Source organism: Pseudomonas sp. Leaf434 (assembly GCF_001425545.1).
Taxonomy (GTDB): Bacteria; Pseudomonadota; Gammaproteobacteria; order Pseudomonadales; family Pseudomonadaceae; genus Aquipseudomonas; species Aquipseudomonas siliginis.
Window position 1 is genome coordinate 272,767 of record NZ_LMQZ01000007.1, and the last position, 18,325, is coordinate 291,091.

An 18,325-nucleotide genomic window follows, 5' to 3' on the forward strand; every position below is an offset into this window, starting at 1 on the left:
TCCACCCGTATTCCTGTAGGAGCGGACCTTGTGGTGAGGGGATTTATCCCCGTTCGGCTGCGAAGCAGTCGTGAATCGAGTAGCCGCGGTGCGTCTGACAAATCACGGTTTCAGGATTCGGGGTCGCTTCGCAACCCAACGGGGATAAATCCCCTCGCCACAAGGCCCTCTCCCACAATGGGTGGTGTCAGTTACCGTTCGTGAACATAAGTGCCCGGCGAAGCCTCGCCTGCCGGGTACGCTTTGTTGCCCAATTTCGTCGGGGCCTTTTTCAGGTTGCCCGAGCGCTCGGCCAGCCATGCCTGCCAGTACAGCCACCAGGAATCGGTGTGCTTGGTCGAGTTTTTCTGCCAGTCATCGGCAGTCGCCGCCATCTCTTCGCTGGTCATGTAACGCGATTTCGGATTGCCCGGCGGGTTGAGGATGCTTTGGATATGGCCGCTGCTCGACAGCACGAATTCTACTTTTCCGCCGAACAGCTGCGCCGACTTGTAGCAGGACTTCCATGGGGTGATGTGATCGTTGGTGCCGGCCAGCGAGAAGATGTCGGCGGTGACCTGCTTGAGGTCGATCGGCGTGCCGCACACTTCCAGTGCATTGGGACGGATCAGTGGATTGTTTTTGAACATCTCGATCAGGTCGCCGTGGAACGCAGCGGGCAGGCGGGTGGTGTCGTTGTTCCAGAACAGGATGTCGAACACCGGCGGCTCGTTGCCGAGCAGGTAGTTGTTGACCCAGTAGTTCCAGATCAGATCGTTGGGGCGCATCCAGGCGAAGACCTTGGCCATGTCTTTGCCTTCGAGCACGCCGGCCTGGTAGGAGTGGCGCTTGGCGGTCTCCAGGGTCTGCTCATCGACGAACAGGGCGACGTCGCTGTCCAGGGTGGTGTCGAGCACGCTGACCAGCAGGGTGAGGGCGTTGACCTTGTTCTCGCCGAGCGCGGCGTAGTGGCCGAGCAGGGCGGTGCAGGTGATGCCGCCGGAGCAGGCGCCGAGCATGTTGACGTCTTTGCTGCCGGTGATCGCGGTGACTACGTCGACCGCTTCCTTCAGCGCTTCGATATACGTCGACAGACCCCACTCGCGCTGGGCCTTGGTCGGGTTGCGCCAGCTGATGATGAAGGTCGGCACATTGTTGCGCAGGCAGAAGCGCGCCAGACTCTTGTCCGGGCTCAAGTCGAAGACGTAGAACTTGTTGATCTGCGGCGGCACTACCAGCAGTGGGCGTTCGTGGACCTGCTCGGTGATCGGCCGGTACTGGATCAGCTCCAGCACATCATTGCGGAACACCACAGCACCTTCGGTGACGCCGAGGCTCTTGCCGACTTCGAACGCGCCCATGTTGACCTGGCTCGGCATGCCGCCGTTGTGCACGAGATCCTTGGCCAGATGCGAGAGGCCATCGAGCAGGCTTTTGCCGCCGGTTTCGAAGAAGCGTTTGACCGCCGCCGGGTTGGCCGCCGTGTTGGTCGGCGCCATGGCTTCGGTCATCAGGTTGATGACGAAATGCCCGCGAGCGATGTCCTTGGGGGACAGGCTGCTGTCATCGATCCAGGCATGCAGTTCCTTGCGCCAGGCCAGGTAGGTTTGCAGATAACGTTTGTACAGCGGGTTCTGGCTCCACGCCGGGTCGGCGAAACGGCGGTCGTCACCGGCCGGTTGCAGCGCGGACTTACCCAGCAGCACGTTCTTCAGCTCGAGGCCGAAATGGGTCACGTGCCTGACGCTGTGAATCGGTTGTCTGATGGCCTGTTTCAGCACCATTCGAGCAGAGGCCAGCAGATCCTTTCCGCGCAGCCCGACGACGGGGTTAAGCCCCAGAGTGTTTTCCGAGGCTTGGTACTTCAGGTCATCGTTATTCTTGTCACTCATCTACGACGCTCCATTGTCCTGAGACGAGTACCCGGTTTCACGCTGTCGCTTCCACAGCCAATGCCGGGTACTACTGCTCGGGTGACCGTTGATTCTGCATAGCTGCTTTACAGTCGTAGAGCACTGCAGGGAACTTGCCAGCTCCATTGGTTACCCGAGTTTAATTTTTTTCGCAAGCGGCCGATCCGGGGCCATATGCGCGGAGCATTCAAACAGATGAAGTTAGAAAATGCCCTCTAAAGAGCGAGAGCCACGGCCTAGAGCATCAGCTTGACGAACGACTCGTTCGGATCGCGGGATTTTCCGGCCGCGCGCAGCTCGGCAAGATAATCGTCCCAGAGTTCGTTCTGGCGCTTGCCGAGTTCATAGAGGTATTCCCAGGTGAACAGGCCGCTGTCATGACCGTCGTCGAAGGTCAGTTTCAGTGCGTAGTTGCCAGCCGGTTCCAGCTTGCTCAGACCCACGTTGAGCTTGCCGAATTGCAGGATCGGTTTGCCGTGGCCCTGGACCTCGGCGGAGGGAGAGTGCACGCGCAGAAACTCCGCGGGCAGGGTGAATTCCTCGCCGGACGCGTAAGTGAGCGTCAGGGTTTTCGAGGCTTTGTGCAGTTTGATGTCGGAGGGGATTCGATTCATGGGCTGGCGTCCGATGTGTGGGCGACCCTGATTCAAATGTGGGAGCGAGCCTGCTCGCGAAAGCGGCGGTTCAGACGGCATTGATACCGACTGACACGACCTCTTCGCGAGCAGGCTCGCTCCCACAGGGTCCGCTACCGCTGTAAGTATGGCTTACAGGATATAACGGGACAGATCTTCGTTCTGCGCCAATTCGCCGAGGTGGCTGTTGACGTAGTCGGCGTCGATCAGAATCGCCTTGTCATCGTGGGCGCTGGCCAGGTCGCCGGCGCTGAACGACACCTCTTCGAGCAGACGCTCAAGCAGGGTGTGCAGGCGACGGGCGCCGATGTTCTCGGTCTTCTCGTTGACCTGCCAGGCGATCTCCGCCAGACGCTTGATGCCCTCGGGCTGGAACTGGATGTTCAGGCCTTCGGTCTTCAGCAGCGCGCAGTATTGCTCGGTGAGCGAGGCGTGCGGTTCGCTGAGGATGCGTTCGAAGTCTTCCGGGCTCAGGGCCTTGAGCTCGACGCGGATCGGCAGACGACCTTGCAGCTCCGGCACCAGATCACTCGGCTTGCTCAGGTGGAACGCACCGGAGGCGATGAACAGGATGTGGTCAGTCTTGACCATGCCCAGTTTGGTATTGACGGTGCAGCCTTCGATCAGCGGCAGCAGGTCGCGCTGTACGCCTTCGCGGGAGACATCGGCGCCGCCGACATTGCCGCGCTTGGCGACCTTGTCGATCTCGTCGATGAAGACGATACCGTGCTGCTCGACCGCTTCCAGCGCCTTGGCCTTCAGTTCTTCTTCGTTGACCAGACGCCCGGCTTCTTCATCGCGCACCAGTTTCAGCGCTTCCTTGACCTTGAGCTTGCGCGACTTCTTCTTGCCCTTGCCCATGTTGGCAAACAGCGATTGCAGCTGGTTGGTCATCTCTTCCATGCCTGGCGGCGTGGCGATTTCGATGCCGGAGACTTCGGCGACTTCGATCTCGATTTCCTTGTCGTCCAACTGGCCTTCGCGCAGGCGCTTGCGGAACAGCTGACGGGTGTTGGAATCGGAGCTCGGCGCTTCTTCGTTGCTGAAGCCCATGCGTGCCGGCGGCAGCAGCGCGTCGAGGATGCGGTCCTCGGCGGCGTCTTCGGCGCGGTGGCGTACGCGGGTCATTTCCTGTTCGCGGAGCATCTTGATCGCGGCATCGGCCAGATCACGGATGATCGACTCGACGTCACGGCCGACATAACCGACTTCGGTGAATTTGGTCGCTTCGACCTTGATGAACGGCGCATTGGCCAGTTTCGCCAGGCGACGGGCGATCTCGGTTTTACCGACACCGGTCGGGCCGATCATCAGGATGTTTTTCGGGGTCACCTCAACGCGCAGCTCTTCAGGCAGCTGCATGCGGCGCCAGCGGTTGCGCAGGGCAATCGCGACGGCGCGCTTGGCATCGTCCTGGCCGATGATATGGCGGTTGAGTTCGTGGACGATTTCGCGGGGAGTCATGGACATAGTAATTGACGGTCCTCAAGCAGAAACAAGCCGTGGCACATGGGCCGCAACAGGCTTATTCAGCGAGATCCTGCTCCTCAATGGTCTGGGTGTGGTTGGTGAATACGCAGATGTCGCCAGCGATGCCGAGAGCGGTTTCGACGATCTCGCGCGCTGACAAGTCGGTCTTTTTCAGCAGGGCGCTGGCGGCGGCTTGCGCGTAGGCGCCGCCGGAACCCATGGCGATCAGGCCATCTTCGGGTTCGACCACGTCACCGTTGCCGGTGATGATCAGCGAGGCGTCCTTGTTGGCGACCGCGAGCATCGCTTCGAGGCGGCTCAGGGAGCGGTCGGTGCGCCATTCTTTGGCGAGTTCGACGGCGGCGCGGATCAGGTGGCCCTGATGTTTTTCGAGCTGGCCTTCGAAACGTTCGAACAGGGTGAAGGCGTCGGCGGTGGCACCGGCGAAACCGGCGATGACCTGGCCGTGGTACAGGCGACGGACCTTTTTGGCGTTGCCTTTCATCACGGTGTTGCCGAGAGAAACCTGGCCGTCGCCGCCCATGACGACTTTGCCGTGGCGGCGGACTGAAACGATGGTGGTCAAGGGAAGAGTCTCCACGCAGCGGGGCGAAAATGCCTTATGCCCATTCATATGGGGGTGCTGGAGGGGATTTCAACCGGTAGGGGCGATGGGAGACGAATGGTGTGTGTGATGACTGTGGCGAGGGGATTTATCCCCGTTCGGCTGCGAAGCAGTCGCGAAACCATCATTTGCGGTATGCCTGCGGCACTGCAATGGCTGGTTTCAGGGCTGCTCCGCAGCCAAACGGGGATAAATCCCATCGCCACTAAGTTTGAAGGTCACCTGCAAGTTGCAGCTGACCTCTGAGAGCCTTAGCGGCTCTGGCGTTGTTGTAACAACAGGTTGCTGAAGCCGGCACCAGCCAGTTGTTTCTGCGCCGTGGTCAGTTGTTCACGGTTGCTGAACGGCCCGACCAAAACGCGGTACCAGGTTTCATCCTTGACCGTGCCGGACTCCACCGCGACGGCTTGGCCGAGCAGAATGATCTGCGCACGCACCTTGTCAGCATCGGTTTCCTTGCGGAACGAACCGGCCTGGAGGAAGAACTTGGTCACTGGCGCGGCCTTGCTCACTGGCGGCGCTGGCGGCGGCGTGATCCCGGCAAGAGCCGCCTGCGCCCGTGCGGTGTCGATCTTCGCCGCTTCGGCCGGGGTTACCGGCGTGGTCGGGACGGCCGGCACTTGCGGCGTCGGCAGGGTCTTTTCCGGCACCGCGTCCGGCGGCACGATCACTTCCGATTCCGGCAGCAGGGTGTAGAAGTCGTACTTCGGTTTCACCGGTTGCGTCGGGCTCGGCGGGGTCTTGTTGGCCTCGGCGATCTTCGACGCTTTCTGCTGCTGTTCGACCTTCTCGCGCTTGACCGTGTCGCTGCCCTTGCCCGGTTCCAGTTTCATCAGAAACACGATGAACGCGCCGACGGTCAGGCCGATGGCCATCCACAGCCAGCCCGGAATCGGTTGTTTCGCCGGGGCCTGATAGCGGCTGGCGCCGCGTTTGGGTGCAGGTTTTTTCTTGGCAGCCAACTTACATACGCTCCAGAGTTTCCAGACCCAACAGCTCCAGGCCTTGCTTGAGGGTGCGACCGGTCAGTGCGGCCAGACGCAGACGGCTCTGCATCTGCGCCGGGGTGTCGGCGGCGAGGATCGGGCAGTTCTCGTAGAAGCTGGAGAACAGGCCGGCGACGTCGTACAGGTAGGTGCAGAGAATGTGCGGCGTGCCTTTTTCAGCCACGTTGTTCAGCACTTCGCCGAACTGCGCCAGCTTCGCCGCCAGCTCCTGCTCGTGCGCCGCTTCGAGGACGATCTGGCCGTCGACTTCGCTGAAGTCCTTGCCCAGTTTGCGGAACACACCGGCCACACGGGTGTAGGCGTACAGCAGATACGGCGCGGTGTTGCCTTCGAAGTTGAGCATCAGGTCGAAGTTGAAGCTGTAGTCGCTGGTGCGGTGCTTGGACAGGTCGGCGTATTTCACCGCGCCGATGCCAACAACCTTGGCGATGTTGCGCAACTCGTCTTCGGCCAGGGTCGGGTTCTTCTCTTTCACCAGGTTGTAGGCACGTTCCTGGGCTTCGGTCAGCAGGTCGATCAGCTTCACGGTGCCGCCATCACGGGTTTTGAACGGACGGCCATCGGCGCCGTTCATGGTACCGAAACCCATGTGTTCCATTTCCATCGGATGGGTGACGAAACCGGCCTTGCGCGCCACCGCGAAGACCTGCTGAAAGTGCAGGGCCTGGCGCTGGTCGACGAAATACAGCGCGCGATCAGCCTTGAGCTTGCCGCTGCGGTAACGCACGGCGGCGAGGTCAGTGGTGGCGTACAGGTAACCGCCGTCGGCCTTGACGATGATCACCGGCAGCGGGTCGCCATCGGCGTTCTTGAACTCGTCGAGGAACACGCACTGGGCGCCGTTGCTCTCGACCAGCATGCCCGCTGCTTTCAGGTCGTTGACCACGTTGATCAGGTCGTCGTTGTAGGCGCTTTCGCCCATCACGTCGGCCATGGTCAGTTTGACGTTGAGCAGTTCGTAGATCTTCTGGCAGTGCGACAGCGAGATGTCCTTGAACTTGGTCCACAGTGCCAGGCATTCGGCATCGCCAGCCTGCAACTTGACCACCAGGCCACGCGCGCGATCGGCAAATTCTTCGGACTCGTCGAAACGCTGCTTGGCCGCACGGTAGAAATTTTCCAGATCGGACAATTCGTCGCTGGTGATCGGGTTTTCCTGCAGGTACGCCATCAACATGCCGAACTGGGTGCCCCAGTCGCCGACGTGGTTCTGGCGGATCACTTCGTCGCCGAGGAACTCAAGCACGCGGGCCACGCCGTCGCCGATGATGGTCGAGCGCAAGTGGCCGACGTGCATCTCCTTGGCCAGGTTCGGCGCCGACAGGTCAACCACGGTGCGTTGCGCCGGGCCGGCCTTGCGCACGCCGACATGGGCGTCGGCCAGTGCGGCGTCGAGGCGCGAGGCCAGTGCCTGGGTGTTCTGGAAAAAATTGATGAAGCCCGGGCCGGCGATTTCGGCCTTGGTGACGTTCTCGTCAGCGGGCAGTGCGGCGATGATTTTCTCCGCCAGATCCCGTGGCTTCATGCCGGCCGGCTTGGCCAGCATCATGGCGATGTTGCTGGCGAAGTCGCCGTGGGTCTTGTCGCGGGCGTTCTCCACCTGGATCGCCGGCGTCAGGCCTTCAGGCAACACACCTTCGTTGACGAGTTGGGTGAGGGCTTGCTGGATCAGCTGGCGAATGGTGTCTTTCATGGTCTTCTCTTTCGACCGCAAGCGCGGCGGGCGCATCGATGCGCGGGTGGAAAAACTGGGCATTATCCGTTGCGAAGACGGGCTTGCCAACCTTAGCAGGCAGGATGTGGATATGTGGTGACAAAAAGTCCGCTTTCGCGAGCAGGCTCGCTCCCACAAGGTTTTTGCGCAGGACACACAAGGTATGTACGGCGCTGATCCACTGTGGGAGCGAGCCTGCTCGCGAAAGCGATCTTCAGCTCAATACAGATCCACCGGATCAACATCCAGCGACCAGCGCACTGCCCGCCCACTCGGCATCTGCTCCAGCACCAGCATCCAGCTCGCCAGCAACCGGTGCAGCGGTGCCCGCGCGGTCGCCTGTAACAACAGCTGGGCGCGATAACGCCCGGCTCGGCGCTCCATCGGCGCCGGCACCGGCCCGAGCAACTCGATGCCGCTCAGATTCAATTCGGCCAGCAAGCGTTCGGCCGCGCTGCACGCTTCATCGAGAAAGCCTTCCGCCTGCCCCGGCTTGTGCGCTTCGGCGCGCAGCAGCGCCAGATGGGCAAACGGCGGCAACCCGGCCGCGCGGCGCTCGCTCAAGGCTTGTTCGGCGAAGGCGAAATAACCCTGCTCGGTCAGTTGCACCAATAAAGGGTGGTCGGCCAAATGCGTCTGGATGATCACCCTGCCCGGCTCCTCAGCCCGGCCGGCGCGCCCGGCGACCTGGACGATCAACTGCGCCATGCGCTCGCTGGCGCGGAAGTCGCCGGAAAACAGGCCACCGTCGGCATCCAGAATCGATACCAGCGTCACCCGGGGGAAATGGTGCCCTTTGGCCAACATCTGCGTGCCGACCAGAATGCACGGCTGGCCTTTCTGGATTGTCGCGAACAGCTGATTCATCGCGTCCTTTCGCGAGGTGCTGTCGCGATCGACGCGCAGTACCGGGTAATCCGGGAATAGAATCGCCAGGCGTTCTTCGGCGCGTTCGGTGCCGGCGCCGACGGGGCGCAGATCGACCTTGCTGCACTTCGGACACTGGCGCGGCGTGCGCTCGACGTTGCCGCAATGGTGGCAACGCAATTCGCCGTAACGTTGATGCACGGTCATGCGCGCATCGCAGCGCGAGCACTCGGACATCCAGCCGCAATCGTGGCAGAGCAGGGTCGGGGCAAAGCCGCGACGATTGAGGAACACCAGCACCTGCTGGCCGTTGGCGAGGGTCTGGCCGATGGCTTGCTGCATCGGTCCGGAAATACCGCTGTCGAGCGGACGGCTTTTCACGTCCAGACGCAGGAAACGCGGTTGCTTGGCGCCGCCGGCGCGCTCGTTCAGGCGCAACAGGCCATAGCGACCGGTGTAAGCGTTATGCAGACTTTCCAGCGACGGCGTGGCGGAGCCGAGCACGATCGGGATGTTTTCCTGCCGCGCGCGTACCAGTGCCAGATCGCGAGCGTGGTAGCGCAGACCTTCCTGCTGTTTATAGGAGCCGTCGTGCTCTTCATCGATGATGATCAGCCCGGGATTTTTCATTGGCGTGAACAGCGCCGAGCGGGTGCCGATAATAATATCGGCCTCGCCATCACGGGCGGCGAGCCACGCGTCGAGGCGTTCGCGATCATTCACTGCCGAATGCAGCAGGGCGATGCGCGCATTGAAACGCTGTTCGAAACGCGCCAGGGTCTGCGGGCCGAGGTTGATTTCCGGGATCAGCACCAGTGCCTGTTTGCCGGCTTCGAGGGTTTCGCGGATCAGTTGCAGATAGACTTCGGTCTTGCCGCTGCCGGTGACGCCGGCCAGGAGAAACGCGTGATAACTGTCGAAACCGGCGCGAATCGCTTCATACGCCGCGCGTTGTTCGCTGTTGAGCGGCAGCTCCGGTTGCGCCAGCCAATGTTCATGGCGAGCGCCGGGGGCGTGGCGGCGGATTTCGACCTGCACCAGCCCCTTGGCCAGCAGCAGATCGAGGCTGTCCTTGCTCAGCATCAGTTTGCTCAACAACTGATGGGCGACGCCGTGGGGGTGCTGGGCCAGCGTGGTCAGCGCCTCGCGCTGGCGTGGCGCACGGGCCACTCGCGGGTCATCGACGCTGGCGCCGGGGGCCACCGACCAGAAGCGTTCCTGGCGGGCTTCGGCCAGCTCGCCCTGACGCAGCAGCACTGGCAAGGCCCAGTTCAAGGTGTCGCCGAGGCTGTGCTGATAATACTGCGCCGTCCACAGGCACAGCTTGAACAGCGCCGGCGGCAGCGGTGAAGTCGAGTCGAGGAGGGCCAGTGCCGGTTTGAGTTTTTCTGCCGGCACCTCGCTGGTGTCGGTGACCTCGACCAGAATCCCGATCATCTCGCGCCGACCGAACGGCACCCGCAAGCGCATGCCCGGCTGCAATTGCTCACGCCGCACCCCGGCCGGCGCCCGGTAATCGAACAGGCGGCGCAGAGGCGAAGGCAGGGCAAGGCGCAAAATGGCGTCGGGCACGCGGGGGGATCTCGATACGCAAAATGATCGGATATGCATGACCTGTGGGAGCGAGCCTGCTCGCGAAGGCGGTGGGTCAGGCAACACATGTGTCGACTGCCATGGCGCCTTCGCGAGCAGGCTCGCTCCCACAGGGAAGTGCGTTCAAGGCCGGGAGCCTAGCAGACGGTCGGTCTCGGTGACAGCTTGCGCGATTGAAAAGGTCTGGTAGAATCCGCGGCCTAATTACGTGCGGTATTCAACAATAGTGTTGGGTGGCGGCACGCTAGCCTGAGGAAGACACCATGAAAGCCGATATCCATCCGAACTACCCGGAAATTGCTGTTACCTGCAGCTGCGGTAACAAGTTCGAAACTCGTTCGACCTACGGCAAAGCCCTGGCGATCGACGTTTGCAACGAATGCCACCCGTTCTACACCGGTAAGCAGAAGACTCTGGACACCGGCGGCCGTGTGCAGAAGTTCGCAGACCGTTTCGCTACTTTCGGCGTCGGCAAAAAAGCCTGAGGCTGATCATTTTGGATGGTCGTTTCGACTTCTCCAGACTGATGAAAAAGGCGTCCCTTGCGGGCGCCTTTTTTGTGTCTGCGATTTGGCTGTCCGCCGCCCAGGCGTTCTGCCCGACACCCGCAGGGCTGACCAGCGTCAGCGTGCAGCGGGTGGTCGATGGCGACACCCTGCGCCTGAGCGACGGGCGCAATGTGCGCATGATCGGCCTCAATACGCCGGAACTGGGCAAGCAGGGCCGCAGCGACGAACCCTTCGCCGTGGCGGCGCGTAAACGCCTGCAAGCGCTGGTGGATGAGAGCGGCGGCCGGGTCGGCTTGCGGCCCGGCAAGCAGGCGAAAGACCATTACGGCCGTACGCTCGCGCATGTTTACAGCGTCAGCGGAGTGAATCTCGAAGCGCAAATGCTTGCCGATGGCCTGGGTTTTCACGTTGCGGTCGCGCCGAATGTCGACCTGGTCGCCTGCCAGCAGGCCGCCGAACGCAGCGCTCGACAGGCCGGGGTTGGTCTCTGGCGGCAATCGCCGGTGCGGAAAGCGCAGGAGATCCAGCGTTCAGGCTTTGCCGTAGTCAGCGGTCGGGTGAGCAAGGTGCAGCGCAATCGCGGCGGAATCTGGATCGAGTTGCAGGACAGGGTTGTATTGCGGGTTGCACCCAATCTGCTCGGACGATTTGACAGTGCTGATCTGGAAGCACTGAAAGGCAGGCAGATCGAGGCGCGTGGCTGGGTGGTTGACCGATCCCGGCGCGGTGGATTGCAAAAGGGTCAGGCGCGCTGGTTGTTGCCGTTGACCGATCCTTCGATGCTGCACGTACCGCGTTGAAGAAAAATTGTAGACATTTTTACAGCTGATTGTGAACAGTCCAGCCCTTGTGCGCCGTGGCTCTTGGCCCAAAGTCGTAGGGCAGGGCGCTTGACAGCGGTGACTGCCCAGTCTTGTGGGGACTTTGCGAGGCGCGTATCCTCGCTGACCAGTCTGTCCAACAGTAAAAAAGCGGAATGCCAAAATGTCTGATCTGAAAACTGCCGCTCTCGAATACCACGCCAATCCTCGTCCGGGGAAGCTGAGTGTCGAGCTCACCAAGGCCACTGCTACCGCCCGCGACCTGTCGCTGGCCTACAGCCCCGGCGTAGCTGAACCAGTACGCGAGATCGCTCGCGATCCTGAACTGGCCTACAAATACACCGGCAAGGGCAACCTGGTGGCAGTCATTTCCGATGGCACCGCGATTCTCGGCCTGGGCAACCTCGGCCCATTGGCGTCCAAGCCTGTGATGGAAGGCAAAGGCGTGCTGTTCAAGCGCTTCGCCGGCATCGACGTATTCGACATCGAAGTCGACTCGGAAAGCCCGCAAGCCTTCATCGACACCGTCAAGCGCATCTCCATCACCTTCGGTGGCATCAACCTGGAAGACATCAAGGCGCCAGAGTGCTTTGAGATCGAACGCGCTCTGATCGAGCAGTGCGACATTCCGGTGTTCCACGATGACCAGCACGGCACCGCGATCGTGACCGCTGCGGGCATGATCAACGCCCTGGAAATCGCTGGCAAAACCCTGCCGGAAGCGAAAATCGTCTGCCTGGGCGCCGGCGCTGCCGCCATTTCCTGCATGAAATTGCTGGTGAGCATGGGCGCTCGCATCGAAAACATCTTCATGGTTGACCGTACCGGCGTGATCCACTCCGGCCGTGACGACCTGAACCAGTACAAAGCCGTATTCGCCCACGCTACCGAAAAGCGCACCCTGGCAGACGCACTGGCAGGCGCTGACGTATTCGTCGGTCTGTCCGGTCCGAACCTGCTTAGCGCCGAAGGCCTGCTGTCGATGGCGGCCAACCCGATCGTGTTCGCCTGCTCCAACCCGGATCCGGAAATCTCCCCGGAACTGGCGCACGCCACCCGTAGCGATGTGATCATGGCAACCGGCCGTTCGGACTACCCCAATCAGGTCAACAACGTACTGGGCTTCCCGTTCATCTTCCGTGGTGCCCTGGACGTTCGCGCCAAGCGCATCAACGAAGAAATGAAAGTCGCCGCCGCCAACGCCCTGCGCGAACTGGCCAAACTGCCTGTTCCACAGGACGTGTGCGATGCCTACGGCGGTGCTCCGCTGGAGTTCGGCCGTGAGTACATCATTCCGAAGCCAATGGACAAGCGCCTGATCACCCTGATCTCCGACGCCGTGGCCAAGGCCGCGATCGAGACCGGCGTTGCTACTCTGCCGTATCCGAAGAACTACCCGCTGAAAAGCGTGGATGACGTGTTCAACGGCTAAGTCGTTGTAGCGTGTCAAACAAAAGCCCCGGCTCGTGAGAGTCGGGGCTTTTTTATGCCTGAAGATCAAGAGCCCCTCACCCTAACCCTCTCCCAGAGGGAGAGGGGACTGATTGGGGGACGCTTGGGAGCTACGCCGACCTGAATGTATGGTTTTGAATCCATAATCGACACCACACTTTCAGGTCGGTGTTTGACCCCAGACAACTCGGTAAGTCCCCTCTCCCTCTGGGAGAGGGTTAGGGTGAGGGGCTTTTGATCTTCGGGTAATAAAAAGCCCCGCACTTCTCACGAAGACGGGGCCTTTTTGCGGCATCAGGATCAGAACAAATCGATCGGCGCCTGTTCATCCGCCGGCAGCGGGCTGCCCGGTACGGCGCCGTTGCCCAGCTCGTTCACCGATGGCGGCGTGTCTTCGGCCTTGAACAGTTCGAAGTACGCCCCCGGTGTGCTCGGTGTTGCTGCACGGCCGCTGACCGGATCCACCCGCAGGCTGAGCAGACCTTCTGGCTCAGGCTGCACATGCGGCGGCTTGTCTTTCAGCGCGGCCGACATGTAATTCATCCAGATCGGCAGCGCCACGGTGCCACCGAACTCACGGCGCCCGAGGCTTTCCGGCTGGTCGAAACCGGTCCACACCGTGGTTACGTAATCAGCGTTGTAACCGGAGAACCAGGCATCTTTCGATTCGTTGGTGGTACCGGTCTTGCCCGCGATGTCACTGCGGCCCATGGCCAGTGCGCGCCGGCCGGTGCCGAGTTTGATTACGTCCTGCAGCATGCTGTTGAGGATGTAGGTGGTACGTCCATCGACAATCCGTTCGGCCACGGCCGGCGCTTGCGGCACTGCCGGATTGGCCGACGCTTCACCGGCAACCGGAGCGGCATTGACCGTGAACGACTCGGTAGCCGGCGCAGCGATACCGTCGGTCGCCGCGCCACCCTGTGGCACGGTCGGCGGGTTGGCGACGAACAAAGTGTCACCGTTACGGCTTTCGATCTTGTCGATGATGTACGGGGTGATCTTGTAGCCACCGTTGGCAAAGGTGCTCCAGCCAGTGGCGATTTCCATCGGCGTCAGCGTTGCGGTGCCGAGTGCCAGCGACAGGTTCGGCGGCAGGTCCTGCTTGTTGAAGCCGAAGCGGGTGATGTAGTCGATGGTCTTGCCCACGCCCATGGCCTGCAGCAGGCGGATCGACACCAGGTTGCGCGACTTGTACAGCGCTTCACGCAGGCGGATCGGGCCGAGGAAGGTGTTGGTGTCGTTCTTCGGTCGCCAGACCTTGTCCAGGTACTCGTCGACGAACACGATCGGCGCATCGTTGACCAGACTGGCAGCGGTATAGCCGTTATCCAGCGCAGCGCTGTAAACGAATGGCTTGAAGCTCGAACCAGGCTGACGCTTGGCCTGCATCGCGCGGTTGTAGTTGCTCTGCTCGAAAGCGAAGCCACCCACCAGCGAACGGATCGCGCCGTTTTGCGGATCCAGCGACACCAGTGCGCCCTGAGCCTGTGGTATCTGGCTGAATTTCAGCGAATTGTCCGTCTGGCGCTGCACGCGGATCAGATCACCGACCTGCGCCACATCCGACGGCTGGCGCGGGTTGGCGCCCATGCTGTTGGTGTTGAGGAACGGTCGCGCCCATTTCATCGTGTCCCAGGCTACGTGCTCTTCACCGGTGCGGGTCAACACCTGCAGGCCGGTTTTATCGACCTGGGTGACGATCGCAGGTTCGAGGCTGCTGATGGTGCGCTGCTTGGTCAGCTCGCTGGCCCAGGCTTCGCGGGTCTTGCCCGGCAGGCGCGACTCGGGGCCACGGTAGCCGTGGCGCTGGTCGTAGGTCATCAAGCCTTCGTGCAGCGCGGTGTTGGCCATTTCCTGCAGATTGCTCGGCACTGTGGTGGTGACGCGGAAACCTTCGGTGTAGGCGTCGCTGCCATAACGGCCGACCATTTCGGCACGGGCCATTTCGGCGATGTACGGTGCGTTCACTTCCGGGGTCGGTACGTGATAGCTGGCGTTCAATGGCTCGTTGATCGCGGCGGTGTAGTCGGCTTCGCTGATCTTGCCCAGCTTGTACATGCGCCCGAGGATCCAGTCGCGGCGTTCTTTACTGCGCGCCGGGTTGGCCAGCGGGTTGAAACGCGACGGTGCTTTTGGCAGACCGGCGATCATCGCCATCTGCGCCAGGCTGATGTCACGGATCGATTTGCCGTAATACACCTGCGCCGCCGCCTCGATGCCGTAGGCGCGGTTGCCCAGGTAGATCTTGTTGACGTACAGCTCAAGAATCTCGTCCTTGGTCAGCTGTCGCTCGATCTGCAGGGCCAGAAGAATTTCGGTGGTTTTGCGCGAGAAGCTGCGCTCGCTGGTGAGGAAGAAGTTCTTCGCCACCTGCATGGTGATGGTGCTGCCGCCGGACTGAATATGCCCGCTCTTGACCAGTTGCGTCGCCGCGCGCATCAGGCTGCTCGGGTCGACGCCATAGTGGTTGGCAAAATTGTCGTCTTCAGCACTTAGTAACGCATTGATGAAGTTGGGCGGAATGTCGGCGAAACGAATCGGTGTACGGCGCATTTCGCCAAATTCTGCGATCAACTTGTTGTCGCTGCTGTAGACGCGCAGAGGAATCTGCAACTGAATGCTTCTCAGCGCCTCCACAGACGGCAAACCCGGACTAAGGTAAAGGAAGGCGCCGCTGAGACCTAAGAGCAGTCCGCAGAAAACGGCGACGATGGACCAACCGAAAAATTTCAGCAGACGAATCAAGGCTTTTGGACATCCAGGGCAAAGAATGAATTTGGCACGGGGCTGCGGTTACACACAGAGCCATCCGCGCTGGCAGTAAAAAGCGGAAAAAATCGCTGGGCATTATAAGCACTTTTCCGTCGGGGGCGTCATTGGCGCTTCTGTCAAGACGGGGGTGAAGGAACGCAATGCGTATTACAGAGTCCGTAACTCACGGAAAGTCATAGGGAATTGGTAGTGCTGGGACTCTTCAATAAAAAGACCAATGCGTTACTGGGGATCGACATCAGCTCCACGTCGGTGAAGCTGCTGGAACTGAGCCGTCAGGGCGAGCGCTACCGGGTCGAGGCCTATGCGGTGGAGCCCTTGCCGGCGAACGCCGTGGTCGAAAAGAACATCGCCGACCTCGAAGGCGTCGGCCAGGCGCTGAGCCGGTTGCTGGTGAAAGCGCGAACCGGGGTCAAGAGCGTGGCGGTGGCAGTGGCCGGTTCTGCGGTGATCACCAAGGTCATCGAGATGGACGCCGGGCTGTCCGACGACGAACTGGAAAACCAGCTCAAGATCGAGGCCGACCAATACATTCCCTATCCGCTGGACGAAGTCGCCATCGATTTTGAAGTCCAGGGCGTCTCGCCGCGCAACCCGGATCGGGTCAACGTGCTGCTTGCCGCCTGTCGCAAGGAAAACGTCGAGGTACGTGAAGCGGCGCTGGCGCTCGCCGGCCTGACCGCGCGGGTGGTGGATGTCGAGGCCTACGCGCTGGAGCGCTCGTTCGGCCTGCTGGCAACGCATCTGGCGGCCTCCCAGGAGCGCCTGACCGTGGCGGTGGTCGACATCGGCGCCACCATGACCACCCTCAGCGTCCTGCACAACGGCAAGATCATCTATACCCGCGAGCAATTGTTTGGCGGGCGCCAACTCACCGAGGAGATCCAGCGCCGCTACGGCCTCACGGTCGAACAGGCGGGCCTGGCGAAAAAACAGGGCGGGCTGCCTGACGATTACGTCAGCGAGGTCTTGCAGCCATTTCGCGAGGCGCTGGTGCAGCAAGTCTCGCGTTCGCTGCAGTTCTTCTTCGCCTCCGGGCAGTACAACGCGGTCGACCATATCCTGTTGGCCGGCGGCACCGCCTCGGTGCCCGGGCTGGACCGTCTGATCGAACAGCGTCTGGACACGCCGACGCAGGTCGCCAACCCATTCGCCGACATGGCCTTGGGCAGCAAGGTCAACGCAGGAGCGCTGGCCAGCGACGCGCCAGCCTTGATGATTGCCTGCGGGCTCGCGCTCAGGAGTTTCGACTGATGGCGCGGATCAACCTTCTCCCCTGGCGCGAGGAACGCCGCGAAGAACGGCGCAAACGCTTTCTGCTGGTACTTATCGGCGTGCTGGCCGGCTCGATCGGCGCGGTGCTGATTGCCGACCAGATCATCACCGCAGCCATCGAGCGGCAAATGGCGCGCAACGATTACATCGGCAAACAGATTGCCGTGGTCGACGAACGCATCAAGCAAATCAGCGAGCTCAAAGCGCGCCGCCAGCAATTGGTCGAGCGCATGCGCATCATCCAGGACCTGCAGGGCAATCGGCAGATCAGCGGGCGGGTCTTCGACCAACTGGCGCGTACCCTGCCGGACGGCGTGTATTTCACCGATGTGAAAATGGCCGGCAAGACCCTGTCCATCAGTGGCGCGGCGGAGTCGAACAACCGGGTCTCCGAGCTGATGCGCAATCTCGACGCGTCCGACTGGTTCGACGCGCCAAGCCTGAATGAGGTCAAGGCCACCAGCGCTGATCAGGTCGAACAAGCCAACGTCTTCCAGCTGACCGTTCGTCAGACGCAGCCCAAGGTTGTGGAGGACGAGCAATGAACGCCTCCGGATGGCTGCAAAGCCTGCGCAGTATCGATTTCAACGACCTCGACACCAGCAACATCGGCTCTTGGCCCCCGGTGGTAAAAACCCTGTGCGGTGCGCTGGTGATGGTGTTGATCCTCGCGCTTGGCTATTACTTCTTCATCAGCGACATGGAAAATCAGCTCGACCTCAAGCGCGAAGAGGAAACCACCCTCAAGGAACAATTCGCCAGCAAGGCGCGGCTGTCGGCGAACCTTGAGCTCTATACCCAGCAAATGAAGGAAATGGAAAACACCTTCGGCGTATTGCTGCGGCAATTGCCCAGCGACACTGAAGTGCCGGGCCTGCTCGAAGACATCACCCGCACTGGTCTGGGCAGCGGCCTGGAATTCGAGGAAATCAAGCTGCTGCCGGAAGTGACCCAGCCGTTCTACATCGAGCTGCCGATCCAGATCACCGTGACAGGCGCCTATCACGACCTCGCGACCTTCGTCAGCGGCGTCGCCGGGCTGCCACGAATTGTCACTCTGCACGATTTCGAACTGGCGCCAGCCAATCCCGAGGGCGGGACGAAGCTGCGCATGAGCATTCTTGCCAAGACGTACCGCTATAACGACAAGGGGCTGGAGAAATGACCCCGATTCGTTATCTCGTCCTGCCCATGATGCTGGCGCTGAGCGGCTGCGGTGGCGGTGATGACTTCAGCGACCTCGACGCGTACCTCAACGAAGTGCGTCTGCGTCCGGCGGGCAGGATTGAACCAACGCCGACATTCCGGTCTTACCCCACATTCACTTACAGCGCCGCCAACCTGCGCAGCCCGTTTTCGCGGCAGGCGAGAGTCGATCTGGCCGGGCAGAAACACGGTTCGCGCAACGTCAAACCCGACCCCAGCCGGGTCAAGCAATACCTTGAAGGGTTCAACATCGAGCAGTTCGAAATGGTCGGCACGATTGCCAATGCCTCGGGCTCGTTTGCGCTGTTGCGCGGCGCAGGCGGGGTGCATCGTCTCAAGGTCGGAGACTACCTGGGCCGCAACGACGGCCGCATCGTCGCCATCAGCCCTACCCAGGTCGATGTCGTCGAGATCGTGCCCGACGGCGCCGGCGCCTGGCTGGAGCGGCCGCGCACCATTCCTTTGAAAGAGCACTCATAGTGGA

16 protein-coding genes are annotated in these 18,325 nt (G+C 61.4%); 8 read left to right on the forward strand and 8 right to left on the reverse strand.

Annotated elements, in window-relative coordinates:
• Window positions 1–191 precede the first annotated feature (191 nt).
• The 6 genes from phaC to argS all read right to left on the reverse strand — a co-directional run bounded on the left by phaC (window position 192) and on the right by argS (window position 7,322).
• Entirely contained in the window at window positions 192–1,871 is a 1,680-nt protein-coding gene (gene phaC / locus ASG55_RS13380) for a class II poly(R)-hydroxyalkanoic acid synthase (RefSeq protein WP_056787318.1), read from the reverse strand.
• Between the two features lie 257 nt (window positions 1,872–2,128).
• A complete protein-coding gene (locus tag ASG55_RS13385; protein WP_056787320.1) occupies window positions 2,129–2,506 on the reverse strand; it encodes a gamma-butyrobetaine hydroxylase-like domain-containing protein in 378 nt (125 codons plus the stop codon).
• Between the two features lie 153 nt (window positions 2,507–2,659).
• On the reverse strand, window positions 2,660–3,997 hold the full coding sequence (hslU, locus tag ASG55_RS13390; protein ID WP_016772060.1) for an ATP-dependent protease ATPase subunit HslU: 1,338 nt from the start codon (window positions 3,995–3,997) through the stop codon (window positions 2,660–2,662).
• Between the two features lie 55 nt (window positions 3,998–4,052).
• Entirely contained in the window at window positions 4,053–4,583 is a 531-nt protein-coding gene (gene hslV / locus ASG55_RS13395; protein WP_007968352.1) for an ATP-dependent protease subunit HslV, read from the reverse strand.
• Between the two features lie 290 nt (window positions 4,584–4,873).
• Window positions 4,874–5,584 carry an SPOR domain-containing protein gene (locus ASG55_RS13400; RefSeq protein WP_041477562.1) on the reverse strand — a complete coding sequence of 237 codons (711 nt, stop codon included), beginning with the start codon at window positions 5,582–5,584 and terminating at the stop codon, window positions 4,874–4,876.
• Between the two features lies 1 nt (window position 5,585).
• Window positions 5,586–7,322, reverse strand: coding sequence for an arginine--tRNA ligase (gene argS / locus ASG55_RS13405; protein WP_041477563.1), 1,737 nt, complete (start codon window positions 7,320–7,322; stop codon window positions 5,586–5,588).
• On the opposite strand from argS, the gene ASG55_RS27440 reads away from it, so the two are divergent.
• Window positions 7,321–7,443 carry a hypothetical protein gene (locus ASG55_RS27440; protein WP_016772057.1) on the forward strand — a complete coding sequence of 41 codons (123 nt, stop codon included), beginning with the start codon at window positions 7,321–7,323 and terminating at the stop codon, window positions 7,441–7,443. The two genes, argS and ASG55_RS27440, sit on opposite strands and share 2 nt — an antisense overlap.
• Window positions 7,444–7,562: 119 nt before the next feature.
• On the opposite strand, the gene ASG55_RS13410 is transcribed toward ASG55_RS27440, so the two are convergent.
• Entirely contained in the window at window positions 7,563–9,782 is a 2,220-nt protein-coding gene (locus ASG55_RS13410) for a primosomal protein N' (RefSeq protein ID WP_056787322.1), read from the reverse strand.
• Between the two features lie 284 nt (window positions 9,783–10,066).
• On the opposite strand from ASG55_RS13410, the gene rpmE reads away from it, so the two are divergent.
• From rpmE to ASG55_RS13425, 3 genes are all read left to right on the forward strand, one after another.
• Window positions 10,067–10,288: a 50S ribosomal protein L31 gene (gene rpmE / locus ASG55_RS13415; RefSeq protein WP_041477565.1), complete on the forward strand. Its 222-nt coding sequence runs from the start codon at window positions 10,067–10,069 to the stop codon at window positions 10,286–10,288.
• Between the two features lie 41 nt (window positions 10,289–10,329).
• A complete protein-coding gene (locus ASG55_RS13420) occupies window positions 10,330–11,112 on the forward strand; it encodes a thermonuclease family protein (protein ID WP_056787325.1) in 783 nt (260 codons plus the stop codon).
• 184 nt (window positions 11,113–11,296) lie between these two features.
• Entirely contained in the window at window positions 11,297–12,565 is a 1,269-nt protein-coding gene (locus tag ASG55_RS13425) for a malic enzyme-like NAD(P)-binding protein (RefSeq protein WP_016772053.1), read from the forward strand.
• A 320-nt stretch (window positions 12,566–12,885) separates the two neighbouring features.
• Here ASG55_RS13425 and ASG55_RS13430 read toward each other — a convergent pair whose 3' ends face one another.
• Entirely contained in the window at window positions 12,886–15,330 is a 2,445-nt protein-coding gene (locus ASG55_RS13430) for a penicillin-binding protein 1A (RefSeq protein WP_375709703.1), read from the reverse strand.
• Window positions 15,331–15,549: 219 nt separating this feature from the next.
• Between ASG55_RS13430 and ASG55_RS13435 the strand changes: the two genes are divergently transcribed.
• The 4 genes from ASG55_RS13435 to ASG55_RS13450 are packed head-to-tail and all read left to right on the forward strand — an operon-like array spanning window position 15,550 to window position 18,321.
• Window positions 15,550–16,614, forward strand: a complete 1,065-nt coding sequence (locus ASG55_RS13435; RefSeq protein ID WP_056787331.1) for a pilus assembly protein PilM — start codon at window positions 15,550–15,552, stop codon at window positions 16,612–16,614.
• Complete coding sequence (locus tag ASG55_RS13440; protein WP_056787334.1) at window positions 16,614–17,180, forward strand: PilN domain-containing protein; 567 nt, start codon at window positions 16,614–16,616, stop codon at window positions 17,178–17,180. Before ASG55_RS13435 ends, ASG55_RS13440 begins: the two co-directional genes overlap by 1 nt.
• A complete protein-coding gene (gene pilO / locus ASG55_RS13445) occupies window positions 17,177–17,800 on the forward strand; it encodes a type 4a pilus biogenesis protein PilO (RefSeq protein ID WP_056787337.1) in 624 nt (207 codons plus the stop codon). Before ASG55_RS13440 ends, pilO begins: the two co-directional genes overlap by 4 nt.
• On the forward strand, window positions 17,797–18,321 hold the full coding sequence (locus ASG55_RS13450; protein ID WP_056787340.1) for a pilus assembly protein PilP: 525 nt from the start codon (window positions 17,797–17,799) through the stop codon (window positions 18,319–18,321). The genes pilO and ASG55_RS13450 overlap by 4 nt, the downstream gene beginning before the upstream one ends.
• Window positions 18,322–18,325: the final 4 nt, after the last annotated feature.

Coding starts and splice junctions, on each gene's coding strand:
- phaC (WP_056787318.1), bottom strand. CDS start 1,871: ATGAGTGACAAGAATAACGATGACCTGAAGTACCAAGCCTCGGAAAAC.
- ASG55_RS13385 (WP_056787320.1), bottom strand. CDS start 2,506: ATGAATCGAATCCCCTCCGACATCAAACTGCACAAAGCCTCGAAAACC.
- hslU (WP_016772060.1), bottom strand. CDS start 3,997: ATGTCCATGACTCCCCGCGAAATCGTCCACGAACTCAACCGCCATATC.
- ASG55_RS27440 (WP_016772057.1), top strand. CDS start 7,321: ATGGTCTTCTCTTTCGACCGCAAGCGCGGCGGGCGCATCGATGCGCGG.
- argS (WP_041477563.1), bottom strand. CDS start 7,322: ATGAAAGACACCATTCGCCAGCTGATCCAGCAAGCCCTCACCCAACTC.
- rpmE (WP_041477565.1), top strand. CDS start 10,067: ATGAAAGCCGATATCCATCCGAACTACCCGGAAATTGCTGTTACCTGC.
- ASG55_RS13420 (WP_056787325.1), top strand. CDS start 10,330: ATGAAAAAGGCGTCCCTTGCGGGCGCCTTTTTTGTGTCTGCGATTTGG.
- ASG55_RS13425 (WP_016772053.1), top strand. CDS start 11,297: ATGTCTGATCTGAAAACTGCCGCTCTCGAATACCACGCCAATCCTCGT.
- ASG55_RS13440 (WP_056787334.1), top strand. CDS start 16,614: ATGGCGCGGATCAACCTTCTCCCCTGGCGCGAGGAACGCCGCGAAGAA.
- pilO (WP_056787337.1), top strand. CDS start 17,177: ATGAACGCCTCCGGATGGCTGCAAAGCCTGCGCAGTATCGATTTCAAC.
- ASG55_RS13450 (WP_056787340.1), top strand. CDS start 17,797: ATGACCCCGATTCGTTATCTCGTCCTGCCCATGATGCTGGCGCTGAGC.